The organism is Vicinamibacteria bacterium, from assembly GCA_035620555.1.
In the GTDB taxonomy this organism is placed as follows: Bacteria; Acidobacteriota; Vicinamibacteria; order Marinacidobacterales; family SMYC01; genus DASPGQ01.
Genome location: DASPGQ010000376.1, coordinates 1 through 24,759, shown reverse-complemented (window position 1 = coordinate 24,759; position 24,759 = coordinate 1). Strand labels below are relative to the sequence as shown.

Annotated in this window: 31 protein-coding genes; 19 read left to right on the top strand and 12 right to left on the bottom strand. The window is 62.6% G+C overall.

Annotated elements, in window-relative coordinates; genetic code table 11:
- The 6 genes from VEK15_15180 to VEK15_15155 form a co-directional block, all read left to right on the top strand.
- On the top strand, window positions 1–346 hold a 346-nt coding region (locus VEK15_15180), incomplete at its 5' end, for a universal stress protein (GenBank protein HXV62040.1).
- Between the two features lie 15 nt (window positions 347–361).
- Entirely contained in the window at window positions 362–484 is a 123-nt protein-coding gene (locus VEK15_15175) for a hypothetical protein (GenBank protein HXV62039.1), read from the top strand.
- A 22-nt stretch (window positions 485–506) separates the two neighbouring features.
- A complete protein-coding gene (locus VEK15_15170; protein HXV62038.1) occupies window positions 507–944 on the top strand; it encodes a c-type cytochrome in 438 nt (145 codons plus the stop codon).
- A gap of 122 nt (window positions 945–1,066) precedes the next feature.
- Entirely contained in the window at window positions 1,067–1,966 is a 900-nt protein-coding gene (locus VEK15_15165) for a TRAP transporter TatT component family protein (GenBank protein HXV62037.1), read from the top strand.
- On the top strand, window positions 1,963–2,970 hold the full coding sequence (gene dctP, locus VEK15_15160) for a TRAP transporter substrate-binding protein DctP (GenBank protein ID HXV62036.1): 1,008 nt from the start codon (window positions 1,963–1,965) through the stop codon (window positions 2,968–2,970). Before VEK15_15165 ends, dctP begins: the two co-directional genes overlap by 4 nt.
- Window positions 2,939–4,765: a TRAP transporter large permease subunit gene (locus VEK15_15155; protein HXV62035.1), complete on the top strand. Its 1,827-nt coding sequence runs from the start codon at window positions 2,939–2,941 to the stop codon at window positions 4,763–4,765. Before dctP ends, VEK15_15155 begins: the two co-directional genes overlap by 32 nt.
- A 248-nt stretch (window positions 4,766–5,013) precedes the next feature.
- On the opposite strand, the gene VEK15_15150 is transcribed toward VEK15_15155, so the two are convergent.
- The 4 genes from VEK15_15150 to VEK15_15135 form a co-directional block, all read right to left on the bottom strand.
- Window positions 5,014–5,595 (bottom strand): DUF2953 domain-containing protein, encoded by a 582-nt coding sequence (locus VEK15_15150; protein ID HXV62034.1) that lies wholly within the window; start codon window positions 5,593–5,595, stop codon window positions 5,014–5,016.
- Window positions 5,596–5,599: 4 nt separating this feature from the next.
- Window positions 5,600–5,962 carry a spore germination protein GerW family protein gene (locus tag VEK15_15145; protein ID HXV62033.1) on the bottom strand — a complete coding sequence of 121 codons (363 nt, stop codon included), beginning with the start codon at window positions 5,960–5,962 and terminating at the stop codon, window positions 5,600–5,602.
- Window positions 5,963–6,120: 158 nt separating this feature from the next.
- A complete protein-coding gene (locus VEK15_15140) occupies window positions 6,121–6,795 on the bottom strand; it encodes an energy transducer TonB (GenBank protein HXV62032.1) in 675 nt (224 codons plus the stop codon).
- 44 nt (window positions 6,796–6,839) lie between these two features.
- Window positions 6,840–8,036 carry a class I SAM-dependent methyltransferase gene (locus tag VEK15_15135; GenBank protein HXV62031.1) on the bottom strand — a complete coding sequence of 399 codons (1,197 nt, stop codon included), beginning with the start codon at window positions 8,034–8,036 and terminating at the stop codon, window positions 6,840–6,842.
- Window positions 8,037–8,531: 495 nt separating this feature from the next.
- On the opposite strand from VEK15_15135, the gene VEK15_15130 reads away from it, so the two are divergent.
- Window positions 8,532–8,750: a YtxH domain-containing protein gene (locus VEK15_15130; GenBank protein HXV62030.1), complete on the top strand. Its 219-nt coding sequence runs from the start codon at window positions 8,532–8,534 to the stop codon at window positions 8,748–8,750.
- Between the two features lie 22 nt (window positions 8,751–8,772).
- On the top strand, window positions 8,773–9,489 hold the full coding sequence (locus VEK15_15125; protein HXV62029.1) for a protein-L-isoaspartate(D-aspartate) O-methyltransferase: 717 nt from the start codon (window positions 8,773–8,775) through the stop codon (window positions 9,487–9,489).
- A gap of 37 nt (window positions 9,490–9,526) precedes the next feature.
- Here the strand turns inward: VEK15_15125 and VEK15_15120 are convergent, their stop codons facing one another.
- From VEK15_15120 to VEK15_15110, 3 genes are read right to left on the bottom strand one after another with little or no spacing between them, the layout of a single operon-like run.
- Window positions 9,527–10,396, bottom strand: coding sequence for a metal ABC transporter permease (locus VEK15_15120; GenBank protein ID HXV62028.1), 870 nt, complete (start codon window positions 10,394–10,396; stop codon window positions 9,527–9,529).
- A 1-nt stretch (window position 10,397) separates the two neighbouring features.
- The gene (locus VEK15_15115) at window positions 10,398–11,135 is read right to left on the bottom strand and encodes an ATP-binding cassette domain-containing protein (GenBank protein ID HXV62027.1); all 738 of its coding nucleotides are present in this window, start codon (window positions 11,133–11,135) and stop codon (window positions 10,398–10,400) included.
- 57 nt (window positions 11,136–11,192) lie between these two features.
- On the bottom strand, window positions 11,193–11,642 hold the full coding sequence (locus tag VEK15_15110) for a hypothetical protein (GenBank protein HXV62026.1): 450 nt from the start codon (window positions 11,640–11,642) through the stop codon (window positions 11,193–11,195).
- A 251-nt stretch (window positions 11,643–11,893) separates the two neighbouring features.
- Between VEK15_15110 and VEK15_15105 the strand changes: the two genes are divergently transcribed.
- The 4 genes from VEK15_15105 (at window position 11,894) to VEK15_15090 (ending at window position 15,007) form a co-directional block, all read left to right on the top strand.
- Window positions 11,894–12,547 (top strand): response regulator transcription factor, encoded by a 654-nt coding sequence (locus VEK15_15105; protein HXV62025.1) that lies wholly within the window; start codon window positions 11,894–11,896, stop codon window positions 12,545–12,547.
- A 75-nt stretch (window positions 12,548–12,622) separates the two neighbouring features.
- On the top strand, window positions 12,623–13,048 hold the full coding sequence (locus VEK15_15100; GenBank protein HXV62024.1) for a response regulator transcription factor: 426 nt from the start codon (window positions 12,623–12,625) through the stop codon (window positions 13,046–13,048).
- Between the two features lie 91 nt (window positions 13,049–13,139).
- Window positions 13,140–14,090, top strand: a complete 951-nt coding sequence (locus tag VEK15_15095) for a sugar phosphate nucleotidyltransferase (protein ID HXV62023.1) — start codon at window positions 13,140–13,142, stop codon at window positions 14,088–14,090.
- A gap of 179 nt (window positions 14,091–14,269) precedes the next feature.
- Entirely contained in the window at window positions 14,270–15,007 is a 738-nt protein-coding gene (locus VEK15_15090; GenBank protein HXV62022.1) for a hypothetical protein, read from the top strand.
- A gap of 19 nt (window positions 15,008–15,026) precedes the next feature.
- Here VEK15_15090 and VEK15_15085 read toward each other — a convergent pair whose 3' ends face one another.
- On the bottom strand, window positions 15,027–16,946 hold the full coding sequence (locus VEK15_15085) for a PAS domain S-box protein (GenBank protein HXV62021.1): 1,920 nt from the start codon (window positions 16,944–16,946) through the stop codon (window positions 15,027–15,029).
- A 378-nt stretch (window positions 16,947–17,324) separates the two neighbouring features.
- On the opposite strand from VEK15_15085, the gene VEK15_15080 reads away from it, so the two are divergent.
- The 4 genes from VEK15_15080 (at window position 17,325) to VEK15_15065 (ending at window position 19,007) form a co-directional block, all read left to right on the top strand.
- Window positions 17,325–17,495, top strand: coding sequence for a hypothetical protein (locus VEK15_15080; protein HXV62020.1), 171 nt, complete (start codon window positions 17,325–17,327; stop codon window positions 17,493–17,495).
- Between the two features lie 309 nt (window positions 17,496–17,804).
- Window positions 17,805–17,993, top strand: a complete 189-nt coding sequence (locus tag VEK15_15075) for a hypothetical protein (GenBank protein ID HXV62019.1) — start codon at window positions 17,805–17,807, stop codon at window positions 17,991–17,993.
- 19 nt (window positions 17,994–18,012) lie between these two features.
- Window positions 18,013–18,441, top strand: a complete 429-nt coding sequence (locus VEK15_15070) for a CBS domain-containing protein (protein ID HXV62018.1) — start codon at window positions 18,013–18,015, stop codon at window positions 18,439–18,441.
- A 26-nt stretch (window positions 18,442–18,467) separates the two neighbouring features.
- Window positions 18,468–19,007 carry a THUMP domain-containing protein gene (locus tag VEK15_15065; GenBank protein ID HXV62017.1) on the top strand — a complete coding sequence of 180 codons (540 nt, stop codon included), beginning with the start codon at window positions 18,468–18,470 and terminating at the stop codon, window positions 19,005–19,007.
- A gap of 36 nt (window positions 19,008–19,043) precedes the next feature.
- Here VEK15_15065 and VEK15_15060 read toward each other — a convergent pair whose 3' ends face one another.
- The 4 genes from VEK15_15060 to VEK15_15045 form a co-directional block, all read right to left on the bottom strand.
- Complete coding sequence (locus tag VEK15_15060; GenBank protein HXV62016.1) at window positions 19,044–19,484, bottom strand: c-type cytochrome; 441 nt, start codon at window positions 19,482–19,484, stop codon at window positions 19,044–19,046.
- Between the two features lie 231 nt (window positions 19,485–19,715).
- Complete coding sequence (locus VEK15_15055; protein HXV62015.1) at window positions 19,716–20,696, bottom strand: ribose-phosphate pyrophosphokinase; 981 nt, start codon at window positions 20,694–20,696, stop codon at window positions 19,716–19,718.
- Window positions 20,693–21,511 carry a 3'(2'),5'-bisphosphate nucleotidase CysQ gene (locus VEK15_15050; protein ID HXV62014.1) on the bottom strand — a complete coding sequence of 273 codons (819 nt, stop codon included), beginning with the start codon at window positions 21,509–21,511 and terminating at the stop codon, window positions 20,693–20,695. The genes VEK15_15055 and VEK15_15050 overlap by 4 nt, the downstream gene beginning before the upstream one ends.
- A 75-nt stretch (window positions 21,512–21,586) precedes the next feature.
- Window positions 21,587–21,868: a YtxH domain-containing protein gene (locus tag VEK15_15045; protein HXV62013.1), complete on the bottom strand. Its 282-nt coding sequence runs from the start codon at window positions 21,866–21,868 to the stop codon at window positions 21,587–21,589.
- Window positions 21,869–22,218: 350 nt separating this feature from the next.
- Between VEK15_15045 and VEK15_15040 the strand changes: the two genes are divergently transcribed.
- The 3 genes from VEK15_15040 to VEK15_15030 all read left to right on the top strand — a co-directional run bounded on the left by VEK15_15040 (window position 22,219) and on the right by VEK15_15030 (window position 24,699).
- Window positions 22,219–22,815, top strand: a complete 597-nt coding sequence (locus tag VEK15_15040; protein ID HXV62012.1) for a hypothetical protein — start codon at window positions 22,219–22,221, stop codon at window positions 22,813–22,815.
- A 61-nt stretch (window positions 22,816–22,876) separates the two neighbouring features.
- Window positions 22,877–23,974, top strand: a complete 1,098-nt coding sequence (locus VEK15_15035; GenBank protein ID HXV62011.1) for a L,D-transpeptidase — start codon at window positions 22,877–22,879, stop codon at window positions 23,972–23,974.
- Complete coding sequence (locus VEK15_15030) at window positions 23,971–24,699, top strand: L,D-transpeptidase (protein ID HXV62010.1); 729 nt, start codon at window positions 23,971–23,973, stop codon at window positions 24,697–24,699. Before VEK15_15035 ends, VEK15_15030 begins: the two co-directional genes overlap by 4 nt.
- The last annotated feature ends 60 nt before the right edge of the window (window positions 24,700–24,759 follow it).

Sequence of the window (24,759 nt, the reverse complement as noted above, 5' to 3'; positions counted from 1 at the left end):
TCTTTCGGCGCCCGGAGGGAGCGTCTGCCTGCTGCACGTGATCGAGACGATTCCCGGCATGAGTGTCGACGAGCAGAGTGCGTTCTACAGCAAGCTGGAGGAGAGGGCTTCGGCGCATCTCGGCGAGCTCGGCAAGATGCTGGACGAGAAGCGGGTTCGGTGGACCGCGGAGGTGGCCTACGGCCCACGCGCCAAGACCATTCTCGACGAGGCGGAGAAGCTCGATGCTGGCCTCATCGTCATCCAATCGCATCGTGTCGGGGACGAAGCCCCGTCGGAAGGGTGGGGTACCCTGAGCTATCAGATCGGCATCTTCGCACGCTGTTCCGTTCTGCTCGTCAAGTGACGAAGGAGGTTAACGATGAGCAGCATCAGCCATTTCCTTCTTCATACTCTTGTCGGCCGGGTCACGTTGATCATCCTGTTCCTGGTGCTCTCGTTGCTCATCGCCAGTCTGGCCGGTTGGCTTCCCGAGCTGTCGTGACGTCGTGAGTAGGAGAGTGATCATGCGACACCATTCCTTCATTGCCGTCCTTATTCTGATGGGTGTTTCGTTCGGTTGTCAGGAGACGGGTGCTCCACGCGGCTTTGCGCTGCCTGAAGGCGACGCTCAGCAGGGCCGAGTGGCGTTCGAGGTGCTCAAATGCTTCACCTGCCACGAGGTGGCGGGATTGGAGGATGACCTTCCCCGCCCCACGGCGACGCCGGTCGTGGACGTGAAGCTCGGTGGTATCGCCATGCGAGAACCGACGGACGGCGAGCTCGTGACATCCATCGCGAACCCCTCGCACAGCATCTACCCCGCGGGAGAGGAAGAACGCATCATGAGCGGCGAGGGCTCGCGCATGGCTAATTTCAACGAGGTCATGACGGTACAGCAGCTCATCGACCTCGTTGCGTTTCTCCATGAGCGGTATACGACCACAGAGCAGAGCGGCTCGTAGCTTCGTGTGAAATGCTCCGATCTTTCCGGTAGGATCCGGGCCTTGCGCGTTTATTGAGCGCGCATTCTTTGCAAGGCCGGTGTGTGGAGTTGCTGTTTCGAAGCGCATTGCTTTGTCTTTTGTTGATCGCAGCCAGTGTGGGGTGCTCGATCCGGAAGTACGCCATCAACCAGATTGGCGACGTTCTTGCCTCGGGCGGATCCATCTACGAGAGCGATGAAGACATCGAGTTCGTGGGGGATGCGCTCCCGTTCTCGCTCAAGCTCGTGGAAAGCCTCATCGAGGAATCCCCGGAGCATCGCGGACTGCTGCTCGGCGCCGCCAACGGTTTCTGTGTCTATTCCTATGTCTATGTGCATTTCGATGCCGAGGTCATGGCCAACGAGAGTCTCGAGCGAGCGAGAGCTCTTCGAGAGCGGGCGCGCCGTTTCTATCTTCGTGCCCATCGTTACGGGTTGCGGGGGTTGGATCTGCTCTATCCGGGATTCAGCACGACCCTGCCGCGCGACCCCGAAGCCGCCGTGAGCATGGTCGAGACCGGGAAGGCGAAGGATGTCCTCCCCTACCTCTACTGGAGCGCCGCGTCTCTCGGCCTCGCGATCTCGGTGGCCAAGAACGACGCATCGATGCTGGCACGCATACCGGAGGTCGAAGCGCTCCTTGGGCGGGCGATGGAGCTCGACGAGACTTATGAAGAGGGGGCGCTTCACGAGTTCCAGATCACGCTCGCCGGGGCCAAGCCGGGCCGTATCGACGTCGACGCGGTTCGCGCCCACTATGAGAGAGCGCTCGAGCTTTCGAGCGGCAAGCGGGCGAGTCTGCATCTCGCCTACGCCGAGACCGTCTCCGTTCCCGCGCAGAACGCGAACGAATTTCGAGAGCTCGTCAACGTGGCTCTTGCCGTCGATCCCGATGCCTACCCGAGCCTGCGTCTTGCGAATCTCGTCGCTCGGCGGCGGGCGGAGTGGTTGCTGGAGCAGATCGAAGTGCTCTTTCTCGAACCTGACGGAGACAGTCTATGAAGGTGAAATCGCTCCCCATGGTCCTTTGGTTGCTGGCCCTCCCATTTTCGAGCCCGGCGGAGGGAGAAATCGTGATCAAGCTCGGGACCATCGCTCCCGAAGGCTCGACGTGGCACGACGTTCTCCTGAAAATGCGCGAGGAATGGCGCCGCCTCTCCGACGGGAGCGTGGAGCTCAGGATCTACGCCGGCGGGGTCCTCGGTGACGAGGGCGAGATGGTGCGGAAGGTGCAACGCCGCAGTCTGGACGCCGTCGCCGTCTCGGGGCCGGGCCTTTCGCGCATCGACGACGGGGTCGACTGCCTGCATTATCCTATGTTCTTCGAGTCCTACGAGGAGCTGGACTATGTGCGCGATCGCCTCGCGCCGAAGCTCGAAGCGAGGATCGAGGCGCGGAATTTCAAAGTCCTCAACTGGAGCGATGCCGGGTGGGTCTATTTCTTCACCCGTGAGCCGGCGCGTACACCAGGCGACGTTCGCCGAATGAAGCTCTGGACTTCCGCGGGCGACCCCGACACCGAGAAGGCCTTCAAGGACCTCGGCTTCCAGGTGGTGCCGCTTCCGACGACGGACATGCTGACCTCGCTCCAGACGGGGCTCATCGACGCATTCGACGTGCCGCCTCTGTTCGCCCTCCTCGACCGAAGCTATCAAGTGGCGAACCATATGATCGACCTGAAGTGGGCTCCGGTCGTCGCTGCCACGGTCGTGAGCACCAGGTCGTGGGACCAGATTCCGTCGGAGCTTCGGCCGAAGCTTCTCGAAGTCTCTCGTAAGGCGGGCGAGGAGCTCCGGGCCGAGATCCGCAAGGCCCACGAGGACGCGATCGCCGAGATGAAGAGCCGCGGTCTCGTCGTGGTCGAGCTCGACGACAGAGCGCGCGACCTGTGGCGCGCCGAGGTGGAAGCGGCGATGCCCACGCTGCGCGAGCTGCTCGGGCCACCGGAGCTGCACGAGGAGGCGAAGCGATATCGTGACGAGTACCGCAGCTCCAACTCGCGCTGAGCGGCATCCCGCAGAAACGCGAGTCGAGAACGCTATCGCGACTGCCGTTCTCGGCGTCATGACGGTCCTGCCGCTCGCCGAGATCGTCGGACGCAGGCTGGGTGGCGGCGTGCCCGGCTCCGCTCCTCTGGTTCAGCACATGACTCTATGGGCGACGTTCTTCGGCGGAGCCCTTGCGGCACGCTCCGATCGTTTGCTGGCGGTCTCCCTCACGAGATTCCTGCCCGAGCGCTGGCAACGGCGGGCTCGTATGTTGACGGCCCTTCTGTCGTCGGCGATCACGAGCCTGTTGTTTATCGCGAGCGTCGAACTGGTTCGCCTCGATCGGGAGTACGGGGACGTCGTTGCCTGGGGAATCCCGCTCTGGGTGTTCTCGATGGTCATGCCGCTCGGCTTCGCCGCGATTGCCGGACGACTCGTCTGGAAGGCGTCGCAATCGTGGCGTGGCCGAGCCATCGCCGCGCTCGGTCTTCTCGCTCCCCTCGCGTTTGGCGTTCTGGATACCCTCCCGAGCGCGCCGTTTCTGGCTCCTCTGATCTTCGCCATCCTCGCGGGAACGGCACTCGGCATGCCCCTCTTCGCTGCGATCGGCGGCCTGGCCATGCTCTTCTTCTGGGTGGATGGGACTCCCATCTCGGCCGTTCCCGGCGAGACCTATCGATTGAGCACTTCGGCGGCGCTTCCCGCGATCCCGCTCTTCACCCTCGGCGGGTATCTTCTTGCCGGAGGCGGCTCGAGCGGGCGGCTCATGCGTCTCTTCACCGCGCTCTTCGGCTGGATGCCCGGCGGTATCGCGGTCGTCTCGGTGGTGGTTCTCGCCTTCTTTACCCCTCTGACCGGAGCCTCAGGCGTCACCATCTTGTCGATGGGTGGACTCCTTCTCCCCGTACTGGTGAAGGCGTCCTATCCCGAGGACACGTCCGTGGGACTCGTGACGGTCTCGGGTTCGATCGGACTCTTGCTGCCACCGAGCCTCCCGGTAATCCTCTATGCCTTCTATGCCGAGCTCATGATCGAAGAGCTGTTCGTCGGGGGGCTCGTCCCTGGCTTGCTGCTCATCGCCGTCGTCGCGGGATGGGGTGCGTTCCGAGGTGTGAGGAGCGGCTCGGCGAGAACGCCGTTCAGCGGTCGCGAGGCCGGTGCCGCCGTGTGGGAGGCCAAATGGGAGCTGCTCTTGCCCGTGATCCTGCTCGGCGGGATTTTTGCCGGCTTCACGACGCTCGTAGAGGCGGCCGCCCTGATCGTCGTCTACGCCATCCTCGTCGAATGTGTCCTGTTCCGGGATTTGAGCGTCAGGCGAGATCTCCCGCGCCTCTTCGTGGAGAGCGCCACGCTCGTGGGTGGCTTCATGATCATTCTCGGTGTGGCGCTCGGGCTTACGAGCTACTTCATTCTCGCCGAAGTGCCGATGCACCTTCTGAATTGGGTGAAGCTTCACATCGAATCGCCCATTCTGTTCCTTTTCGCGCTGAACGTCCTCCTGATCGTCGCCGGGGCCCTCATGGACATCTACTCGGCGATTCTCGTCATCGTGCCGCTGATCACGCCTATGGCCGCCATCTACGGCATCGACCCAGTGCACCTCGGGATCATCTTTCTCGCCAACATGGAGCTCGGCTACCTCATGCCTCCAATGGGTGAGAACCTGTTTCTTTCCGCCTATCGCTTCGATCGGCCGCTGACGCGAATCTATCGTTCGACGCTTCCGTTCGTGGTCATTCTGTTCGTCGCCGTCCTACTCATCACCTATGTTCCCGGCCTGACTCTTTGGCTCGTCGAGTGGTGGCGGGCGTGATCCGGGAAAGTTCCCCTTGAAGCCCCGGCATCTCGGCTAAAAGACGGGCGAGCGGAACCTCTCGTCCTTCCGTGTCGAGGGCGAGGTGCGCGCCATCGTCACGGACAAGGACCACGGCGCGCGGCCTCTTGCTTGCGTAGAGATAGCTCGAGGTTTCGATCGGGGACGAGCCGGTGACCGTGAGCTCGACAGGGACGAGAGTCCATGCACCCACCCGCCGGTTTCGACCCAGACCGAGCTTTCGCACTTCAAGCCCGTGCCGCGAGAATCGCTCTCACTGTTGCCGGAGAAGCGGCAAAGAGCAAAACCGGTCCGACGATCCTGAAAGGAACGATCCGGAGATCTCCCCGAACGTGAAAGAAGAACACCTGCTCGACGAAGTTTGGCTCGATGTCGATGCGAACGCGCGACACGGACTGGAGGTAGCGGGCGAGGGGGAACAAGAACGCGAGGAGACGGCCGGTGTCCGCCGGGTCGTCGAGTCCGGTGCGGGCCCAGAGCTCCGCTCGTCTCAAATCGATGCCGGAGACGATCCGTCGAACAAGACGCACGACGGCGGGCAGGAATCCCCTAGTCCGCGCGATTCGCCAGACCCGCGAAGGCCCGCCGCGGCTACCCCCACCGGCCTTCGACCCAGGCGTTGCCGCCATCTCTGGCTGAGCCTCGCGCCCACCGGAGCCGAGGTCCACCGACACGAGACCGTAGAGCCAGGCGACACGAGCACGCACTCGCAGCTCGGGATCTCGTTTGGCCGCGAGCTCCAGATCGATGGGCGTCCAGAGGACGACGCCAAGGAAGACGACGAGCGCCGCCAACGCCGCGATCAGCATCGCTTCAGGACGTGGTGCGTTCTTCTTTCTTTTCGAGGGCCGTCCCGATGGCGCCGCCGATGGCTTCCAGGAAATTACCCGCCATGCCCCGGATCGGCTCGAGGCGCACTCCGTCCTTGTTGACGATGACCACGGCGACCGGCTTGATGCCACCCCCACCTCCGGTGCCGGAGCCGGCTCCCTCAGTGGCTTCTGCCTTCGGGGCTCTCCCGGATCCGCCGCCAGCGCCAAATCCGAAGCCGATACTGCTCAGCGGGATCAAAGTGTTGCCGTCGACTTCGATGGGCTCGCCCACGACGCTCCGGGTGCTCAGGACTTTCTCGATTTCCTCGAGCGTCGTCTTCAACAGATCCTTGACTTCATTCATGATGACTCCTTCGGCCTTCCGATGTGCACGAGACATGCCAGCCCGTTGAGGCCTGCCTGATGCTGTAATGACGCGGGGGGCGACGCAGGAGCGTATCGATCACCCGAGACGATGAGCCAAAAGCCCCACCGGGTTGGCCGAATAGACGCGCAGCTGCGTCAAGAACCTTCAACGGCGACGGGCTCGCGGAAGCCGAAAACGATATAGACGGTCGACGAAACCGCGCGTCCCTCGCGGCGTGCCGGACGGAACTTCCACTCCTGGGCCGCTTCGAGCGAAACGGTATCGAATCCGAATGCGCCGCGAACGATTCTGCTATCGGTGACGTTCCCCTCTTGGCCCACATCCACTTCGACGAGAACGACCTGACCGGTGTGCGAGGCGGCCGTCGGTGGATAGAGGGGGGTCGGGGTGAGGACGGGGAACGGCACCTCTTCGGAGGCCGAGGCGACATCTTCCGGAACCTCGCCGCGGGCGGGCGCATCATAAGAGGTCGGCGGGCGAAACAAACCGGCAACGAGGACTCGGGATTCGACGGGAACGAGCTCGTCTTTCCCCTCCGGTTTCGCTCGAGCCGGAGCGAAATGCCACCGGCCGACAGCATTCCCGAGAAGCTCGGCGTACGGTGGGGTCGATCTCAAGGTCGTGACGCTCCCGACCCGTCCGGATTCGTCGATGCGGAGCTCGAGCAACACCTGACCACCACCGGCAGTTTGTGGCTGGACCGTCTCCACCGGCAATGTTCCGCTGCGATAGTGCGCCGGTTCGAAATCCCTCTCCGTCCAGGCGAAAGCCATGGCGAAGAGGGCCATGCACCCTGCCTTGTGCAACATCGATGTCCTCCCGCTTCCAGTTGCCACGCCCTCAGCATTCCGACCTACACGGCGACGCAATACAGCCGGTACACGTGCACCCCCTTGGATTCGAAGGTCCCCGAGATCCCGGCGAGGAAGCACCGTTTGGCGCGAAAGGCTGGCTCGCCCACCAGGCGCACCATCTCTGCCTGATTCGCCATCATGCGCTCGTACCAAGCCGCCGTCGTCTTGGCGTAATCGGCTGATAGGTTGACGGCTCGCTGCACCTCGAAGCCGTTCCGTTCGAGCGCGCGCACGTGAGTTCCGAGGGTGAACCAGTGAAAGCCCGGCCACATGTAACGTTTGTTGAAGGCGAGCCCCACTTGAAGGTCATGGGGTGTAGAGTCATGGGCGACCATCAGAGCGTGATGCAGGTATCTTCCACCCGTTCTCATGCAGGCGCGGATCTTCCGCATGTAAGGCACGAGACCGCGCGGGCCGACGTGACTTACCATTCCCACGGAGGTCACGTGATCGAAAACGCGGGACTCCTGACGGTAGTCTCCCTCGTGAAGCTCCCACCGCTTTGGGTCGAAGCTCTCGAGCAGGCTCGATCCGAGCTTTGCTTGATTCGATGAGTGTGTCCAGCCCACGACCTTTCCGAACGGAGCGCCCTCGAGGGCAACCCTCAATTGGCCGCCATAGCCGCAGCCGACGTCGAGCAGGGTATCGCCCGGCTCCGGCGCGATGAAATCGACGGCGTCCTGGAATTTTCTCCACTGCGCCTTCTCCAGGGAGTCGAAGGTATCGCCTCGCCCCTTCCCCACACGGAGAAGCTCCTCCCGTTCGAAAGCCTGCGGGTGCTCGAACATCGCACAGGAATAAGCCAGGTAGGCCTTGTCGAGGTAGAGGTTGATGGCTTCCTGAGAAACGTCATAGTGCTTCTTCACGCTCAACCGTGCCCGAAGCTGATTCTGGAATCCGCTGCTTCTCAATACCGTCCGGAGGCCGTGGAAGAACTTCATGGGGAACACGCCCTCTCGTCGAATCTCGGAGAGGATGTAGAGATTGCCCTCTAGATCGACCTCGCCACGCAGAAAGCACTCGAGAAAACGGAAAGCGTCGAAAGCGAAAAGCTTCCTTCCGGCAAACTCGGTCTTTATGACGACCGTGAGCGGCTCGCCACACCAGTGCTCTCGCTCGCCTCCGACGCGGTAAGTGGCTCCCGTCCAATCTCGGATCCGGACGGGCCACCTTAGCCCTGAGAACCGAGTTTCCACCCTCTCGCGAAGTCTCTCGGCAAGGTCACGGCGTCGTAGGGCGCCAATCGGAAAACGCTGGATCCTTTGGGATTGACTCATGCTCCTCCCCCACGTCGATCATGCGTCGACGTTGCCCGTGTCCGGGTGCGCCACAGGCGATGAGAACGCAGGCAATGAGAGCGCAGGCGGACCGCGCATCGGTCGAAGATAACGGACGACGGCCCCGTCTGAGAACCGGGAGAACCCCTAGCCCACGGGGACAAATACCCTAGTCAGCAGGCTGATGAAAAAGTACAGTCCCGCCTGCCGAGCGGCGGCCAAAGCGTCTGCCGCGAGATCGGCGCGAAGCGCCGCAAAGGCCGAGCCGTGGCGGCCGGACGATCGCGGGTCCCGCCACGGCATTGAGTACTAGAGAGGGACCCAAGTGGATAGACGGCGCCTCGGTATCGTAAGATCGATGGCACCGAAATTGCTTCGAATCGAGCAAAGGAGATTCCCATGGAGGAAGAAGCCATGAAGAATGAGAGCGGAAATTTCTTGGTGGGCTTTTTCGTGGGCGTGGCCCTCGGGGGTATCGCGGCGTTGCTCCTCGCGCCGATGTCGGGGAAGAAACTTCGCCGGGATGTCAGTCGCGAGGGACGAAAGCTCGCTCACCGAGCCTCGGAAATGGTTGAGGAAATCCGAGACAAGGGCGCGGACGCGTACGAGAGGGCGAGAGAGCTCGTCGGCTGAGCCTCTGGAGCCGAGGGGCGCCGTGAGAATCGAGTACTGGATCGCCATCGCAATTCCGGTACTGTGCGGCCCTCGAGCCCAGGAAGGCCAGGATGAACGGCGCGATCAACGGGTGGCGATGGTGCACGATCAGATCGAAGAACGGGGGGTCACGGATGCGCGCGTAGTCGAAGCTCTGCGCGATGTGCCGCGACACTTGTTCGTGCCGGATGATCTGCGGGATGTGGCTTATGAGGATTACCCTCTACCCATCGGTTACGGTCAGACGATCTCGCAACCCTACATCGTAGGCGTCATGACGCAGCTTCTGGCGCCCGAACCGAAGCACAAGATTCTGGAGATTGGAACCGGGTCAGGCTATCAGGCGGCCGTTCTATCCATGCTGGTCGAGCACGTCTACACCATCGAGATCATCCCCGAGCTTGCCGAAGAAGCGAGGACGAGGCTTCGGGCGCTCGGTTACGACAATATCACCGTCATCACCGGTGATGGCTATCGAGGTCATCCGGATGACGCTCCGTTCGACGGCATCATCGTGACCGCGGCTCCGGAGGAGGTTCCGCGGCCACTCCTCGATCAGCTCCGCATTGGCGGGAGGTTGGTGATTCCCGTGGGCTCGGCTATCCAGGAGCTCGAAGTGATCGAGCGGACCGACAAAGGGTACGAGACTCGAACGGTCTTCCCGGTCCGGTTCGTTCCCATGACTGGCGAGGCAGAGAGGAAACGGCCTTTCGACTAGCCGTTCCGGAGAGGATGGCCGGCCCGGACTCGCAATCCTAGGCGCGCCTGCCGCGAACGGCTGCCGTCCGCACCAGCTCGGCCGCCAGCACCGCGCCGAGGGCCACCAGGGTCTGGGACGCTCCCACCGGCAGTTCGTATACGAAAGCGAAGGCATAGCCGACGAACCCGGCCGCAGCACCCAGCGTTGCCGCGACGGTCAGAGCCATCGGAACGTGGATGGAGACGCGAAGCGCCGCCATGGCGGGAAGAACGCTGAAAGCGAATACCGGTAGGGCGCCCAGAATCTGAGTGAAGAGAGAGATGGCGAGGGCGAGCGAAAGAAGAAGTGTGACTTCTAGAAGGCGCACCGGCAGGCCCCGAACGTAAGCCCCGTCAGGATCGAGGCTTACTTGCGAGAAGCCGCGAAGCCACCAAATGTGCAGTCCGAGCATGACGGCGGAGGCGATGACCACCGTGAGCAGATCTTCGGGAAGAATGGCGACGGCCGACCCGAACAGAATGGACTGGATTTCCTGGTTGCCCGAACTGATGCGAGTCCCGATTGCCAGCGTGCCTGCGGCTCCGAGGAGAAACGCGAAGCCGAGCCAGCTGTCACGCCGGGTCGAGGTGTCCTGGTGTGTGAGTGATAAGAGCGCCGCGGTTGCCAGGGTCACGACCAGCGTCGCCAACCGAGGCGAGGTGACGAGCATCACCGCCCCCCACTGTGCCTCGGCGAAGAGTGCGAGGGCCACGCCGAATCCCGCGCACTGAGACAGCGCGGCCGACAGAAATACCATCCGCCTCAGAACGACGTAAACCCCGAGGAAGCCGAGAACCGCTCCTACGAGGCTTCCGGCAAGGATGGGATCTCGAAACAGGTTCCATGACTCGAGGAAGGCGCCGAAACCGCCTTCTTCCGCCTGCACGTCAGCGACCGGTCCGAGGCGCGTCAGGTCGCGCGAATCCGTACGAGCCGATGGGACCGTGACGGGACAAGAATGGTGGCGCTCTCACGACCTCCTCGAAGGTGCCGGTGACCGCCGCCCCATCGTCACGATCGACGAAAATCGCGTGCGTCGCTCGACCCACGAAAACGTGCGTGCGGTGGCTGATGACGAGTAGCGTAACGCCACGCACGCGCCGGAGCTCGTCGAGCGTGTCGAAGATGGCCGCCTCGGTCACCGAGTCCACCGCGCTCGTCGGCTCGTCGAGGACCAGGACGTTGGGACTCGACACCAAAGCTCGCGCGAGCCGTACGCGGCCCTTCTGGCCTTCGCTGAGACTCGAGAACTGCTCATCGGCGAGCCGGTCGCACTTCGCTTCTGCGAGCGCTTCCTGTACGGAATCCGGATCGCGGTGGCCCCATCTCAGGAACGACCAGCCCCGATCGAGGCCGGCACGAACGAAATCGCGAACCCGGCTCGGCACGCTGGCGTCGAAGTCGCTCCACTGAGCGACATAGCTGAGGACCGTCTCTTCGTTCCATTCGATCTGGCCCCCCACGCGCGGAAGCAGGCCGAGAAGAGTTCGAAGCAGCGTCGTCTTGCCGCTCCCGTTGACACCCACGACGGCCCAGAAATCGCCGCGGCGCACGGTCACGTCGATAGGAGGCAGGATCGCGCGGCCTCGGTAGCCGACGAGAAGGCCGCGCGTCGTCAGGAACATAGTGGCCCCGGGACTCGACTTCAAAGCGAGAGGAGCGAAGGATCCATGTCGATGGAGTCAGCGACCGCCGCTCCAGAGCGGTCGACCGCTTTCATCACGAAGAACGACGGTCTCACCGCCGCAGTGCAGCTCTCTAGCCAACAACACGGAAGAGCTATCGATAGAAAGCTTGGATCCCGTGACCCGAAGATCGTCGCCCTCCTTGATCTGGCAGCCTTTGGACTCGAGAAAGCTCGAAGGTCCCAGGTGAATCTCGACGTCATGACCGCCAAGAAAAACATGCGTTCCGCCCTCGCAGCCGGCGCAGCCTGGCCGCTCCATCCGAACGAGCTCGTCGACGGTGCCTTCGAGCGTCAACTCGGTCGTCGCGTCATAGGCGGGGAGCTGCCCATGGTGATGAAGATGGTGGCCGCCGTGATGATGCTGTACCGCCCACCCGGGAGCGGAGAAGCCGACGAACAGAGCCGCCGATCCGAGAATCCGCATGAGCCTTGTCGTGTTTTTCATCGAGAACCTCCCGATATGAGAACTAGCCTTGCTAATGCTATGCCAGGCAGGCCGGCCGTGCGCAAATGTCGGATGCGGGGAGTGGCGGGAATATATGCAAAGCGGTCGATCGCGTCTCCACACCCATCTCGAGCGGGCAAATCACGCAATGAGGTCTCTCCCTCGTCCAGGAGAGTCCACCGTCGTCAACCTGCTCGGACTCGCGGCCATCGATGGTAAGATTACGGGCGCGCGCGGGGGGCGACCTGCAGATGAGAAAAGCTCGTATCCTGTTGGCCGACGACCACACGCTCGTTCTCGAGGGCATCAAGAAGCTTCTCGAGCCCCACTTCGAGCCCGCGGGCGCGGTCGAGGACGGCCGAGCTCTCCTCGAAGCGGTGAAAGAGCTCCGCCCCGACGTCGTGCTTCTGGATATTTCGATGCCCCTTTTGAACGGCATCGACGCCGCCCGGCAGATCCGTAAGAGCGTCCCTTCGGCCAAGATCGTCTTTCTCAGCATGCACGCCGACCCGGCCTATGTCAGCGAGGCCTTTCGCGCCGGAGGATCCGGCTACCTTCTCAAGCGCTCCGCCGGCTCCGAGCTCGTGTTCGCCATCGAGGAAGTCCTGAAGGGCCGTTTCTACGTCACGCCCGCGGTAGCGAAGGACGTGCTCAAGGATGTTTTCGAGGAAGTCGAGGCGAGCCGGAAGGAGCCGCCTTCGAGGACGCCTGGTCTCACGCCACGTCAACGAGAGGTTCTCCAGCTCGTGGCCGAAGGCAAGTCCATCAAGGAGATCGCGGCCATCCTCGACATTTCGATCAAGACCGTGGAGTTTCACAAATCGCGGATCATGGAGGAGCTCGACCTCCACACGACGGCAGAATTGACGAAGTATGCCGTGGCCCACGGCATCGCTTCCCTGTGATACTCGGGGCATTTCTTCGCTCTTCCCGGGATCCACCTAGTTCAAGGGGCACGATATCGCCAGTAGGGTGAACCGGTGGGCCGAATTCGGGTTCTGCATGTGGACGATCACGTTGCCTTCTCGGAGAAGCTCCACGAGATCCTGGAGTCTCACGTTGATTGGGTCGGGGCGGTTTACGAGGCCGACGGGGTGCTGACGAAGGTGATGGAGCTCGTTCCCGAGGTCGTCCTTCTCGACATCAGCATGCCGGGGAAGAACGGCTTCGCGCTGGCTCGGGAGATTCGAGCGTCGACCTCCGCGCGCGTCATCTTCGTGTCGGTGCAGGGTGATGCCGCCTATGTGGAGGAAGCCTTCCGTGCCGGCGCGTCCGGCTATGTGCTCAAGAGCTCCGTCGCCTCCGACATCTTGATTGCCGTTAGCGAGGTCCACGCGGGGCGCACGTTCGTTTCAAGTTCTTTGACTCGCCGACGGGGTCCTGGGGGCTTTTCCGGCGCAAACTAGGGACTCGCCCAGTTCCCTGTATCCGTCCCGTCGCGTTAAAGGTACGGGGGTTCACAACAGGATTCCAGGACCGGGGGGAAGGATTCTTTCCGTGAAGACGAGAGACGGCCGTGGCGGAAGCTCGGGCCCGTGGGCGATCATCCTCGCAGGCGGTGAGGGAGAGCGGACGAGACCCTTCATCGAGCGATGGCTCGGGTATCACAAGCCGAAGCAGTACTGCACGTTTGCGGGGAATCGGTCCCTGTTTCAGCAGACCGTCGATCGGGCGGATGCTCTGAGCCGTCCGGGACGAAGGATTGCGGTCGTCGCCCGTGAGCACGCGCTCGAAGCGCGGGCGCAGCTCGGAGATCGTCACCCGGGAATCCTGCTCGCTCAACCTTCGAATCGAGGAACGGCCCCAGGCATCCTCCTGGCATTGGCGCGCGTGCAGGCAGAGGATCCGAACGGCATCGTCATCATCTATCCCTCCGATCACTTCGTGCTTCCCGAGGACGAGTTTCTCGCGACGGTGAGGAGCGCCGTTGCCGCGGCCGAACGGCATGCGGACCGACTGGTGATCGTCGGTGTCGAGCCGGAAGGTCCCGAGCTCGACTACGGTTGGGTACAACCGGGACGGCGGCTCGACCTCGAGGAAGCGGATCTTTACGAGGTAAGCGCCTTCGTGGAGAAGCCGTCTGCCGAGAGAAGCGCGGCCATTCTCGCTCTAGGCGGCTTGTGGAACAGCATGGTTCTCGTTGGGAGGGTTGCCACTTTCTGGAGCCTGGCCTGGCGGCAAATCCCCGAGATCATGCCTTTCTACACGCTCCTCCGCGAGGCGGTCGGGAGACCCGCGGAGGCGGAGACCTTGAATTTCATCTACGAGATGATGCCCGGTCGGGATTTTTCGAGACACGTCCTCCAGAAGGCGCCCGGCGAGCTCGCGGTCCTGCCGCTCCGAGACGTGCTCTGGAGTGATTGGGGCAGGCCGGAGCGCATCGCCGACACGCTGCGGGCGATCGGTGCGCAGCCCGCCTTTTCCGAGGAGCACCTTCTCGTCAGCTGAATCGCGGTTACCACGTCGGGCGCTATCCGGTGGGGGAGATGGCGCACCAGTGCTGGCCTTCCGAGCTGGACGGCTCTGCAGCGGCGCCCACTGCATCGCATTGAGCCGGGTTGCTCGAAGATCCCACGTGGCACCGTGCTTGCACTGTGAACTGCCGAATCGTGTTGAGGAGGTGCTTCATGCACCCGCGGAAGGTATCGAGTGTTATCGTTCTGTCGGTTTCTCTTCTTGCGACGAGCATCGGATACGGCCAGACGGGCGAGACGGGAGGGGGATGGACCTCTCTCTCGTTCACCGGTGGACTATCGAGCGGCTCGTCAGATACTGGGGTTGCCGTCGGAGGCACGTTCATCTTCGAGCTGACGCCGAGGTTGGCTCTGGAGGCGGCTGGACAGTACCTGGACCGCGGCAGCGGAGCAGATGCGTTCGACTTGAGTGGAAACCTGCTCGTCAGCCTCGTTCCGTCGGATCGCAAGCTCGTTCCCTACGTGACCGCAGGGGGAGGTGTCTACCGGGCGTCCTATGACTTGAATCATCGCCGTTTTCTTGGCCCGATGGTGAGCGAGTTTGGACCCGGAGCGAACATCTGGCCGGGAATGATGGGTGCCGGGCCAGGATTCTTTGGCGGACCGAGCTTCGACGACATGCCGTTTCCCGAAGATATGCCCTATGGCGACTTCTTCGGTCAAATGCCCCACTTTTATGGGAATCGGCTCGGGAACCTGGTCGTGCCCGGTAACGGCCTTCTCGGCAATCGTTCGTTCACCGACCCCGCCCTCAACTTCGGCGGGGGAGTGAGAGTCGACGTCGGCCGGCACATCTTCATTCGCCCCGACGCCAGGGTCCTGGTGGCCCTCGCAGAGGGAGATACCTACTCTCTCGGCGTATTCACCCTCCACATCGGATATCGCTTCTGAAGGACGGGTGCCCGGGTCTTCATGATCCAGGGGGCGGCGTCGGATCGGGGGGAACGGTGACGCTGATGCGCGTCCCTTTACGCGGAGACGATCGAACGGAGAGCTGACCTCCGACCATCCGAACTCGTTCTTCCATGCTCACGATGCCGAGGGTCCGGCGATGGTTTCGAACCTCTTCCACGTCGAAGCCGACGCCGTGGTCTCGAATGGAAAGACGGGTCTGCCGTTTCGATCCCACGAGCCGGATCTCGACCTTGGTGCTTTGCGAGTGTTTGGCGATATTCGTCAGACTCTCCTGCACCACGCGATAGAAGCACGAGGCTAACGTCATCGACAACCGCGCGGGGAAATGTCTTTCGCGCAGGGAGACCGCGATCTCGTGGCGCTCGGTGAAGTCCCCGATGAGGGCACGCAGCGCGGCCGGCAGACCCAGGTCGTCGAGAATCGCCGGATGCAAGCGGTAGGCCATGCTGTGCACGTCGTCGGATAGCTTCGCCACCCGGGCGCGAAGCTCCTCGATCTTCGGTGACAGGGCAGCGGCGCTTTCCTTCTGGGAGAGCGTTTCCAGATCGACCGAGAGCATCGCCAGACGTTGATTGAGGTCGTCATGGAGCTCGCGGGAGATACGCCGCCGCTCCGATTCCTCCGCGGTCAGAAGTCGCGCCGACAGAGACCGCAGCTCTTCGCGGCTGCGCTCGAGGTCCGCTTCGGCCTTCTTGCGCCCGGTGACGTCGCGAATGATGCCGGTGAAGCGCTCTCCCGGATTGATTTCACTCACGGAGAGATGGATCGGAAACGTTGAACCGCCCTTCCTTTGGGCGACGACCTCGCGGCCGATACCGATGATCTTTGCCTCTCCGGTCGTCAGGTACCGTTCGATATAGGCGTCATGCTCGCTCCGATGAGGCTCGGGCATCAGTATGCTCACGTTTCGTCCGATCGCCTCGTCGGCGCTGTAGCCGAACATGTGCTCCGCCGCCCGGTTGAACCCGTCGATTTTGCCGTCTTGGTCGATCGTGATGATGGCGTCGGCGACGGTATCGAGAACCGATGCGAGACGATCGCGGCTCTCCTCGAGGGCCTGCATATCCGCCTTCTCGCTGGTCGTATCCACCGCCAGGGCGAAGTATCCAAGCACGCGCCCCCCGACGTCGACGTCCGGCACCAGAGTCACACGAAGCCAGACGGTCCGGCCACGGACCGGAAACTCGGCTTCGTAGCGTGCCTCTTGACCGGAAAGCGCTCGGGCAATGTGAGGCCTGGCAACGTCGTAGGCTTCTGTCCCGACGATTTCTTCGACGCTCTTTCCCACGATCGCCTCGGTGGGGATCCCGAAGAAGCTCTCGTGCATCTTGTTGACGAAGGTGTAACGCTCGTCGGAATCGACGTAAGCGAAGAATGCCGGGACGTTCTCGGCAAGGACGCGGAACCTGTGCTCGGTCGCATCGAGCTTGCGCCCTTGCTCGTCCTCGAGCGCCTTCCGAGCCGTGATGTCGACGAACGTGATGACGACGCCTTCGATACGGCTGTCTTGGGGGCGATAGGGAAGAATGCGACGGAGATACCAGCGCCCTTGCTCCGATCGAATCTCCTTCTCGCTCGGTGCGAGTTTCTCGATCACGGCCGAAGCGTCTTCGAAGAGTCTCTCGTCGGTGAACCGAAAGGAGAAATCCCGGAAAGGCCGTCCCACGTCCGAGGTGATGAGATTGAGGAGCTTCCCGATCGCGGGGGTGAAGCGGCGGATGTTCAACTCGGGGTCGAGGAAGACGGCGGCGACCTCGGTGCTGTCGAGCAAGTTATGTAATCCGCTGTTCGCCCGCTCCAGCTCGTCTACCTTGGCGTGAAGCTGACGGTTGATCCTCGCGAGCTCCTCGTTCTTCGACTGGAGTTCTCTAGGAGTTTCCCGGTCTTCTTTGGCTGACCGGAGCTCTTCACTCATCGACATCGCTTTTTGACGCGCCGCTGCGTCCGACGCTCTCGAGAAAATTGGCCGTAGGGGGCGCGTCGCCATCTTGCTATCGGATGCTTGCGAATGCAAGCTGGTCCGTTCAGCAGCACGCTCCGAGCCGTCCATCTTCTGCCAGGCCTTATGTCGCATCGATTATCCCGACATGAATGGGAAAGGGATCATCGATTGCAGAAGCTTCACATCTTGCTTGCAGAAGATCATACTGAGGTCTTTCGCTGCGGTGCGGCCGGATATATGCTCAAGAGCTCGAGTGCGGGAGAGCTCGAGGAGGCGATTCTCGAAGGCGCTAAAGAAAGAGTATGCGTCTCGAGGAGGCTTCGCGACAACCAAGGGGGGAGGGAGAGAAGCATGGAAGCCGAAGAACGGAAACTGCTGAAGAGGCTGGTCGAGAGCTGTGAAGGCATCGAGATGCTCCTCGCCATGTGGATCGAACGATCGGTTCCTGCCGGGGAGATCTGGGTCGAGGAAGGACCGGAGCCTTCGACCTCGAAGAGACCGTGGCGCGTGCCGGTCGAATAGCGGACGACAGGCCCTGGGGCTAATACGGTGGGGAACTAGGGATACACCGAGTTCCTTCGTCGGCGAGCCTGCCCTTATCTTGCTCGCATGGTGACGGCCGGTGTTATCGTATGCGACCAGCCACCGACCAGGTTCGTGTGTTCCGGGATCGCGAGCACGCGGGAGTCGCGCTCTCCTAGCTCCTCGCTGGCTTCCGGAGCACGGGCGCCATCGTCCTCGGCATTGCTGCGGGCGGGAAATCATGAGCTCAGAAAGGAGTGGGCCTGACGGCCTTTGAAGAAAATGGACTGGAAGGAAGCAAAACCGCAGTTGAATGAGCTTGCCGGCAAAGCGCGGAATCAGGGCGAAGTCGGTCGACTCGTCTCCGATTCCGTGAAGGTCATAGACGAGCAGCTCGACCACCTTCACACGAGCCTGGCTCATATCGTGGAACGCCTCGACGGGCTCACGGGCCAGCTCGCCCGGCTCGAGGGGCGGGTGCACGAGGACGTGGAGTAGAGACCGAAGGAGGATCGTCGTGCAAGTCGGAAGAATCATGAGCCGTGAAATCGCTTCGCTTCCCCGGGAGGGAACCCTTCTCGAGGCGGCGAAGCTGATGAATGAGAAGAACGTGGGATGCGTTCTGGTGCTGGATTCTGAAGAGAGACCCGTCGGCATCGTGACCGACCGGGATCTCGTGGTGCGGGGCGTCGCGAAGGGCCACGAGGTGGCCGATGCAACTGTTGGGTCCATCATGAGCGCTCATCCTTTCACCGCCCGTCGTGACGAGCCCATCATGCTCGTCGCCCGCAAGATGGCCGACAAGGGGATCCGTCGCGTACCCGTCGTAGACGAAGAAGGCTCCGTCGTGGGGCTCGTTTCGGTGGATGATCTGCTCACCGTTTTCATCAGCGAGCTTTCGAACGTCGCCGCCGCCATCGTCGGCTCCTCGAAGCTCATCAGCTGACGGGCCGGGCGACGGGAGCCGTCTGCATGCGCGACTGGAACGTCGTCGCTACGACGCGCGACGGGACATTTCGACGTGCCCGTGAGCTTCTCTCCCCTGCGGGAAGCGTTTCGCGCACGCAGTTTTATAACGTGATGGTCATGAGGGTTCCAGAGGTGGAGGGTTTTCTCGATTGGCTAGTAGGGGAGTGGTCGAAGGGGCCTCGGTTCCCCGATACCATCGCTCACGTCAGACCCGCCCGCCAGGCGTTCGTTTTCCACTCTCCTGAGGAGTTCGAAGCCAAGGCGCGGGAGCTCGTCCTTTCCTGGGCCCCGAAGCTCGCCGGCAAAGCCTTTCATGTGAGGCTTCATCGGCGCGGTTTCAAAGGGCGCTTGTCGACTCCGGAAGAGGAGCGATTCCTGGACGAGGTGCTGCTCGAGAGGCTCTCCAGCAACGGAACGCCGGCGCGCGTCACGTTCGACAACCCGGACACGATTCTCGCCATCGACACAGTGGGCGAGCGTGCAGGCCTCGGCCTCTGGACCAGCGAGGAGCGGAGGCGGTTCGTCTTCCTGGGAGTCGATTGAATCCGGAGGTAGCGAGCTCGATCGGACCTCGAAGAATCAGTGGACCGGCTCGGGCCGTACGTACTCGGTGCGCGAGTGCAGAAACGCCACGAGGTCGACGAGCTGCCGGACCGTCATGACGTCGCTGTAGTCCGCCATTCTCGACCCGCTTCCGCTCTTGATGAGCTCCTCGGGGTAGCCACGGGGGAACTTGTGATCGGGGTTGATGATGGACGTCACGAAGCGGCCGTCGGTAGGCTGATAATCGACCCTTCCCCCGAGTGCGACGGGGACGGGCGGATCGGCGACCGGAGGAGGAAGATCGAGTCCCTGGACCTGATGGCAAGCGTTGCATCTGAGCTCGAGGAAAGCTGCCTCTCCGGCCTCGACGTCTCCATCGGGAAGACGAAAGCCGGCCGGCGACCTTTCCGGAGGACCGCACGCGGCGAGACCCACGAAGAGTCCCACGATGACCGCAGCGGGCAATCGTTTGCGCATTTTTCCACCTCGTCTCGAACGGCACCACATCGTAGTCGCATGGAACGGCGTTTGGATACTAGGCTCCTCCCTAGCTCCAAAGGCAAAAAACCCGAGTCGTCATCGACTGGGTCGAGCGCAATCCGAACCTTCGATACGCGAGCGAGCGGCATCGTGAAGTGGAGGGAGAGAGGCGGAAGGCTACGTCGCCCTGGCGGCGCGGCTCATTGCCGAATCTCCCGAGCGGTCCGCTCACCCATCCAGGAGCTCGACGATCGATCCGCCTCGGTGAATTCTCGCGATCGCCTCCGCGAAGAGCGTTCCGGCGTCGAGAACGTGGATCCTTTCCACCCGAACCGACGGATGGAGTCGGAACGGCGGGACCGTATCCGTTATGACTACCTGCTCCAGAGCCGGATCGCCGAGGACGCGATTCGCGTCACCAGCGAAGATGCCGTGGGTCGCCGCCGCGAGGACTCTCGCGGCTCCGAGCTCACGGCAGGCTTTCGCGGCACGAGCCAGAGTCGTTCCCGTACCGATCAAGTCGTCCAGGATGATGACGGCGCGACCCGCGACTCTACCCACGAGCGTCTCTCCGCTCACGACCCCGCCGCTACGGTGCTTTTCCATGAACGCGCTCGATATGTCCTTGTGGACAACGCGTTCCAGATGCCGACGGAAGAGCTCGGCACGCTTGACGCCTCCCGCGTCGGGTGAAACAACAACGAGCTCCTCCTTGCCGAGAAACGAAGCGAAATACTCGACGAAGAGCGGTCTGGCCTCGAGGTGATCCGTTCGGCAGCGAAAGGCGTTCTGGAAAGCGGCCAGATTGTGGACGTCCATGACGATGATTCGGTCGATCCCCACGGCCTCGAAGAGCGCGGCGACGTATCGTGTGGTGACCGGGTCGCGGGGTTTCGTCTTCCGATCTTTTCTCGCGTAGGCCAGATAGGGAACGACGGCGGTGACGCGGCCCGCGGAAGCGTCGCGAAGGGCCCCGAGGAAAAAGAGCAGACGCACGAGCTTGTCGTTGGCACTCTCCTTCTCGTCGGCGTAGAGAGAGTGAATGACGAAGACGTCGTCTCCTCGAACGCTCGCCAGCGGCCGGGACTTGTGCTCGCCATCCTCGAAAACTCGTTCCTCGTGAGGGGAGAGAGGAATGCCGAGCTTGGCCGAGATTCTCTCACCGAGCTCTCGGCTGGCCTCGAGGGCGAAGAGCCGCAGCTCGGTCACGGATCGACCTCGATTCCGGCGCTCGCGCGGGCGACGATCTCGAGCAATCCGTTCGCGGCCCCGCCGAAAGGCATGCGGATGGCGGTCACCTCCACGCCGTAAGGAATGGGCTCGCTTCGCAGGCTCCGTACGTCGCCGCCCGCTTCCCGGAGAATCACCTCGGGCGCGCACAGATCCCAAAAATGACACTTGCCCGAGAAATTCAGGTAGAGATCGGCCTGTCCCTCGGCGATCTTCGCGAGCTTCAGGCCGAGTGAGCCGAGACGATACGTCTTCTGGATGCCGAGCTTCTCCGCCACGCGAGCGACCTTCGGGCTCGGATGGCTTCGGGACTGGATGAGGACGGCGGTCTCGGGATCATGGATCTCGTTTACCTGGAGGGCGACATCCACCGATCCCGGCTCCGACCGTCTGAAGGCTCCCCCGCGTGTGGTGGCGTGATAGAGCTCCCCGGTCACGGGCCGATGGACGACGCCGAGAACGGGTCGCTGGAATTGAGCGAGCCCGATGAGAATCGACCACTCATCGTTCCCGCTGATCAGCTCCATCGTCCCGTCGATGGGATCGATGTACCAGATTCGAGCCGAGGGGTCGGTCGCGGGCACCGGTGATTCTTCGGACACGACCAAGTCTTCGGGAAACTGTCGGCGAAGCCCCTCCCTGAAAAAACGGTCGAGCTCGCGGTCGACCTCGGTGACCGGGCCGAACCCTTCGCCCTTGCCCTCCACTTTCAGCGGTTGCCCGGCCAGGGAAAGGGCCCGTCCTCCCGCCTCGTAGGCCAGTCGGATTGCCGTATCCTGCTCCGCGTCGAACATGAATCCAGTTGCTCTCCTCGGGCGACCTCGGGATCGGTCAGATTCACGAACCCATCGAGGGCCGGAACGGGCTAATCATTTCCCGGTGATCGCTTTCGTCGCTTGCTTCAATCCTTCCACCGCTTCGGCTAGGGCTTCCCTGGCCCGCTCGAAAGCTTCGCGAGCGTCCTCACCCGAACCTCTGAGCTCGGAAACAGTGTGCGAGGCTGTCTCCCGCAGTTTTTCTCTTCCTTCGGTGAAGCCGCGCCGAAGCTCGGCACCCGACCTCGGCGCGAGGAGGATCGCCAACATCGACCCCATGGCCGCGCCGATGAAGAAGCCGGCGACGAAGTTGCTGCAACCTGTTCGATCCGTCATGAAACTGCTCCCTCTAATCTGCGGAGGCGATTCGGTTGAGATGCGCGGGCTCTCCGCAGGTGGAGTTTATCGCTTCCTGAGCCGACCATTGGCCAGGGTCTTACTGTATCCGTTCGGCAGATTTCTACCGTTCGACGGGAGGTCGCGCAATTTTTTCACACCAGAGCTAATTCGCGCTGTTCGAGCACGGCGACAGAACGCAGGCGAAAAGTACGGGTGAAGCTTGTGAGGCACAGGGCTCAGTGAGTTACGAGCGAGAGGCCCACGAAACACAGACTTGGCATTGCGCTTGCACTAGCACACGACTGTTGCATTGCGAAAGAACATTTCCCTTTCGCAGGGAGGAAGAAATGTATAGGACAGTCGTCGGCGTGCTATTCGTCGGCGCGCTCGTTTTCATGGGCGGTTGCGCTCAGGCTCCTCAGGAAGCCATCGACGCCGCCAATCAGGCCCTGGACACTGCCAGAACAGCAGAGGCCGCGGATTACGCTCCGGAAGAGTGGCAAATGGCTCAGGACGCCTTCAACTCGGCGATGACGGAAGTCCAGGCGCAGAACGACAAGTTCGCCCTCGTTCGGTCCTACTCCGAAGCCGCGCAGCTTCTCGAGAAAGCGACCGAGGCCGCCAAAACGGCCGCGACCGAGGCGTCTAGCGCCCGAGAGGAAGTCAAGGCGAGAGCCGAGGCGCTTCTTCAGGAAGCCGAAGCCGCCCTCACCGCGGCCACGGCCGCGCTGGAGACCGCTCCCAAGGGAAAGGGGACCGAAGCCGATCTCATGGCGATGAAAGCGGAGATTGAAACGATGACCGCGTCCCTCGCGTCCGCACGCGAGTCGTTCGCCGCCGGAAAGTACTTGATGGCGGAAACGAGCGCGCAGTCGGTGAGAGATCAGGCAAAAGCCATCGCCGAAGATATCGCCCAGGCGCAAACGAAGAAGTCAGCGACTTAAGAGCGTCTCGGTGGGGGAGCGGGCCAAGCGTCCGCTCCCTTTTTGAAGTAATCTTTCACGCGTGTTCTGGAAGCGGGACGTTCTTCGGGTTTGCACCACGCTCTTCCTCGCGGCCTCGTGCCGGTGGGCCGACGAAGAGCAGGCCCTCGCACGCATCGCCGAATCCCGCGAGCGACTCGCCTCCCTGGCGCGTCACGGACGGAGTGGATTTGGCGAGCAATCCATCGTTCAAGCGCGGCGGGTGCTTCTGGAAGCTGAGAGCGCCGTCCGACGGAGCAGACCCCGCCTGCCCTTTGGCGAAAAGCCCTGGGAGGCGTCTCTGCAGAGAGCCCAGGACAGCGTCGCGATCGCCGAGTGGGTGGTGGAGCGAGAGAGAGCCGCGAAAGAGGGGGAGTCGGAGGCCTGGATCGAGTCCGCCGACCGAGCCGTGAGGGCGGGCAAGACGTCGCGCGTCCGCAGAGTCCATTACGCGGTCGACACGCGATTGCGGCAGGCCGAAATGGCGCTTGCCGAAGCCCGACGTCTCATGGCCCATGGCGAGCTCCACATGGCCTCGGACAAGGCTCAGGAGGCGATCGCTCTCGCGGGGGAGCTCCCCCCGGAAATCAAAGCCCTCTTCGAGCGTTTCGGAGATCCGGCGAATCTCCGCCAGTGGCGAGAGTGGGTGCGCACGGCGATTCGCGAGTCGAAGAGACCCGGCGGACGGGCGCTCGTCGTCGACAAGCGGGCCCAGCTCGCCGTGCTGTGGGTGGAGGGAAGGCCCGTTCGTTGGCTCGACGTGGAGCTAGGCTATAACGGCTTGAAGCAGAAGCTACAGTCGGGTGACGGGGCGACTCCGGAGGGACTCTATCGCGTCACTCGCAAGAAGGGAACGAAGGAAACGCGCTACTACAAGGCCCTTCTTCTGAGCTATCCCAACGACGCGGACCGTCGCCGATTTCGCGAGGCGAGGATGAACGGCGAGGTTTCCCGGAGCTCCTCCATCGGGGGGCTCATCGAGATCCACGGGGAAGGTGGCCGAGGGCAGAACTGGACCGACGGATGCGTGGCGGTCACCAACGACGAGATGGATGATCTCTTCGAAAAGCTTTCCGTGGGTAGCCCAGTGGCCATCGTGGGAAACGCGGAGCAGATGAACGCGACGGGGGGGGCGCGATGACGGAGCTCGGGAACGAGCAGTCGGATATTAGCGCCGAGAAGGCGGGAGAAGATGTGGCACCGGCGACGCGTCCATCCCGAGCTCCATGGGTGCTCGGGGGAGTCGTCTCGTCGCTTCTGACGGTGTCGATTCTTTTCGCAATCGCCGAGCGGGCGTACCTTTATGACTTGGTCGAGGCGCTACCGGCGTCTTCGGAGCCGTCGGGCGCCGAGGCCAACAAGGAGATCCGTGATCTCGAGTCCAAGGCGAGGCGAGCCAGGGCGAGCCTCTCTGCGCTCGTTCCATCATCGGTCTATATCGTCGTGGACACCGCCCGGAATCGACTGTACGTGAAGCGAGGCGAAGAGGTGTTGCACGAGGCAGCCTGCTCCACGGGGAGTGGCGGACTGCTGAAGGACCCGGAGAACGATAGAGACTGGATCTTCGAGACTCCCCGCGGAAAGTTCCGAGTGGTTCGCAAGGTGGAGGATCCCGTATGGACCAAGCCGGACTGGGCCTTCGTCGAGGAAGGCAAACCCATTCCCGAGACGTGGTCCGAGAGGCGTGACTACGATACTCTCGGCGATTATGCCCTCTATTTTGGGGACGGGTTCATGATTCACGGGACTCTCTACCAGCGGTATCTGGGTCGGAGCATCACCCACGGCTGCATTCGCCTCGGTGACGACGATCTCGAGCGCGTCTACCGGATGACTCCCGTCGGTGCTCCCATTTTTATCTTCTGAGACGCGATGTACCTACTTCTCGCTGCCGCGGTCGGGCTTTCGGCGATGATGGCAAGCGAT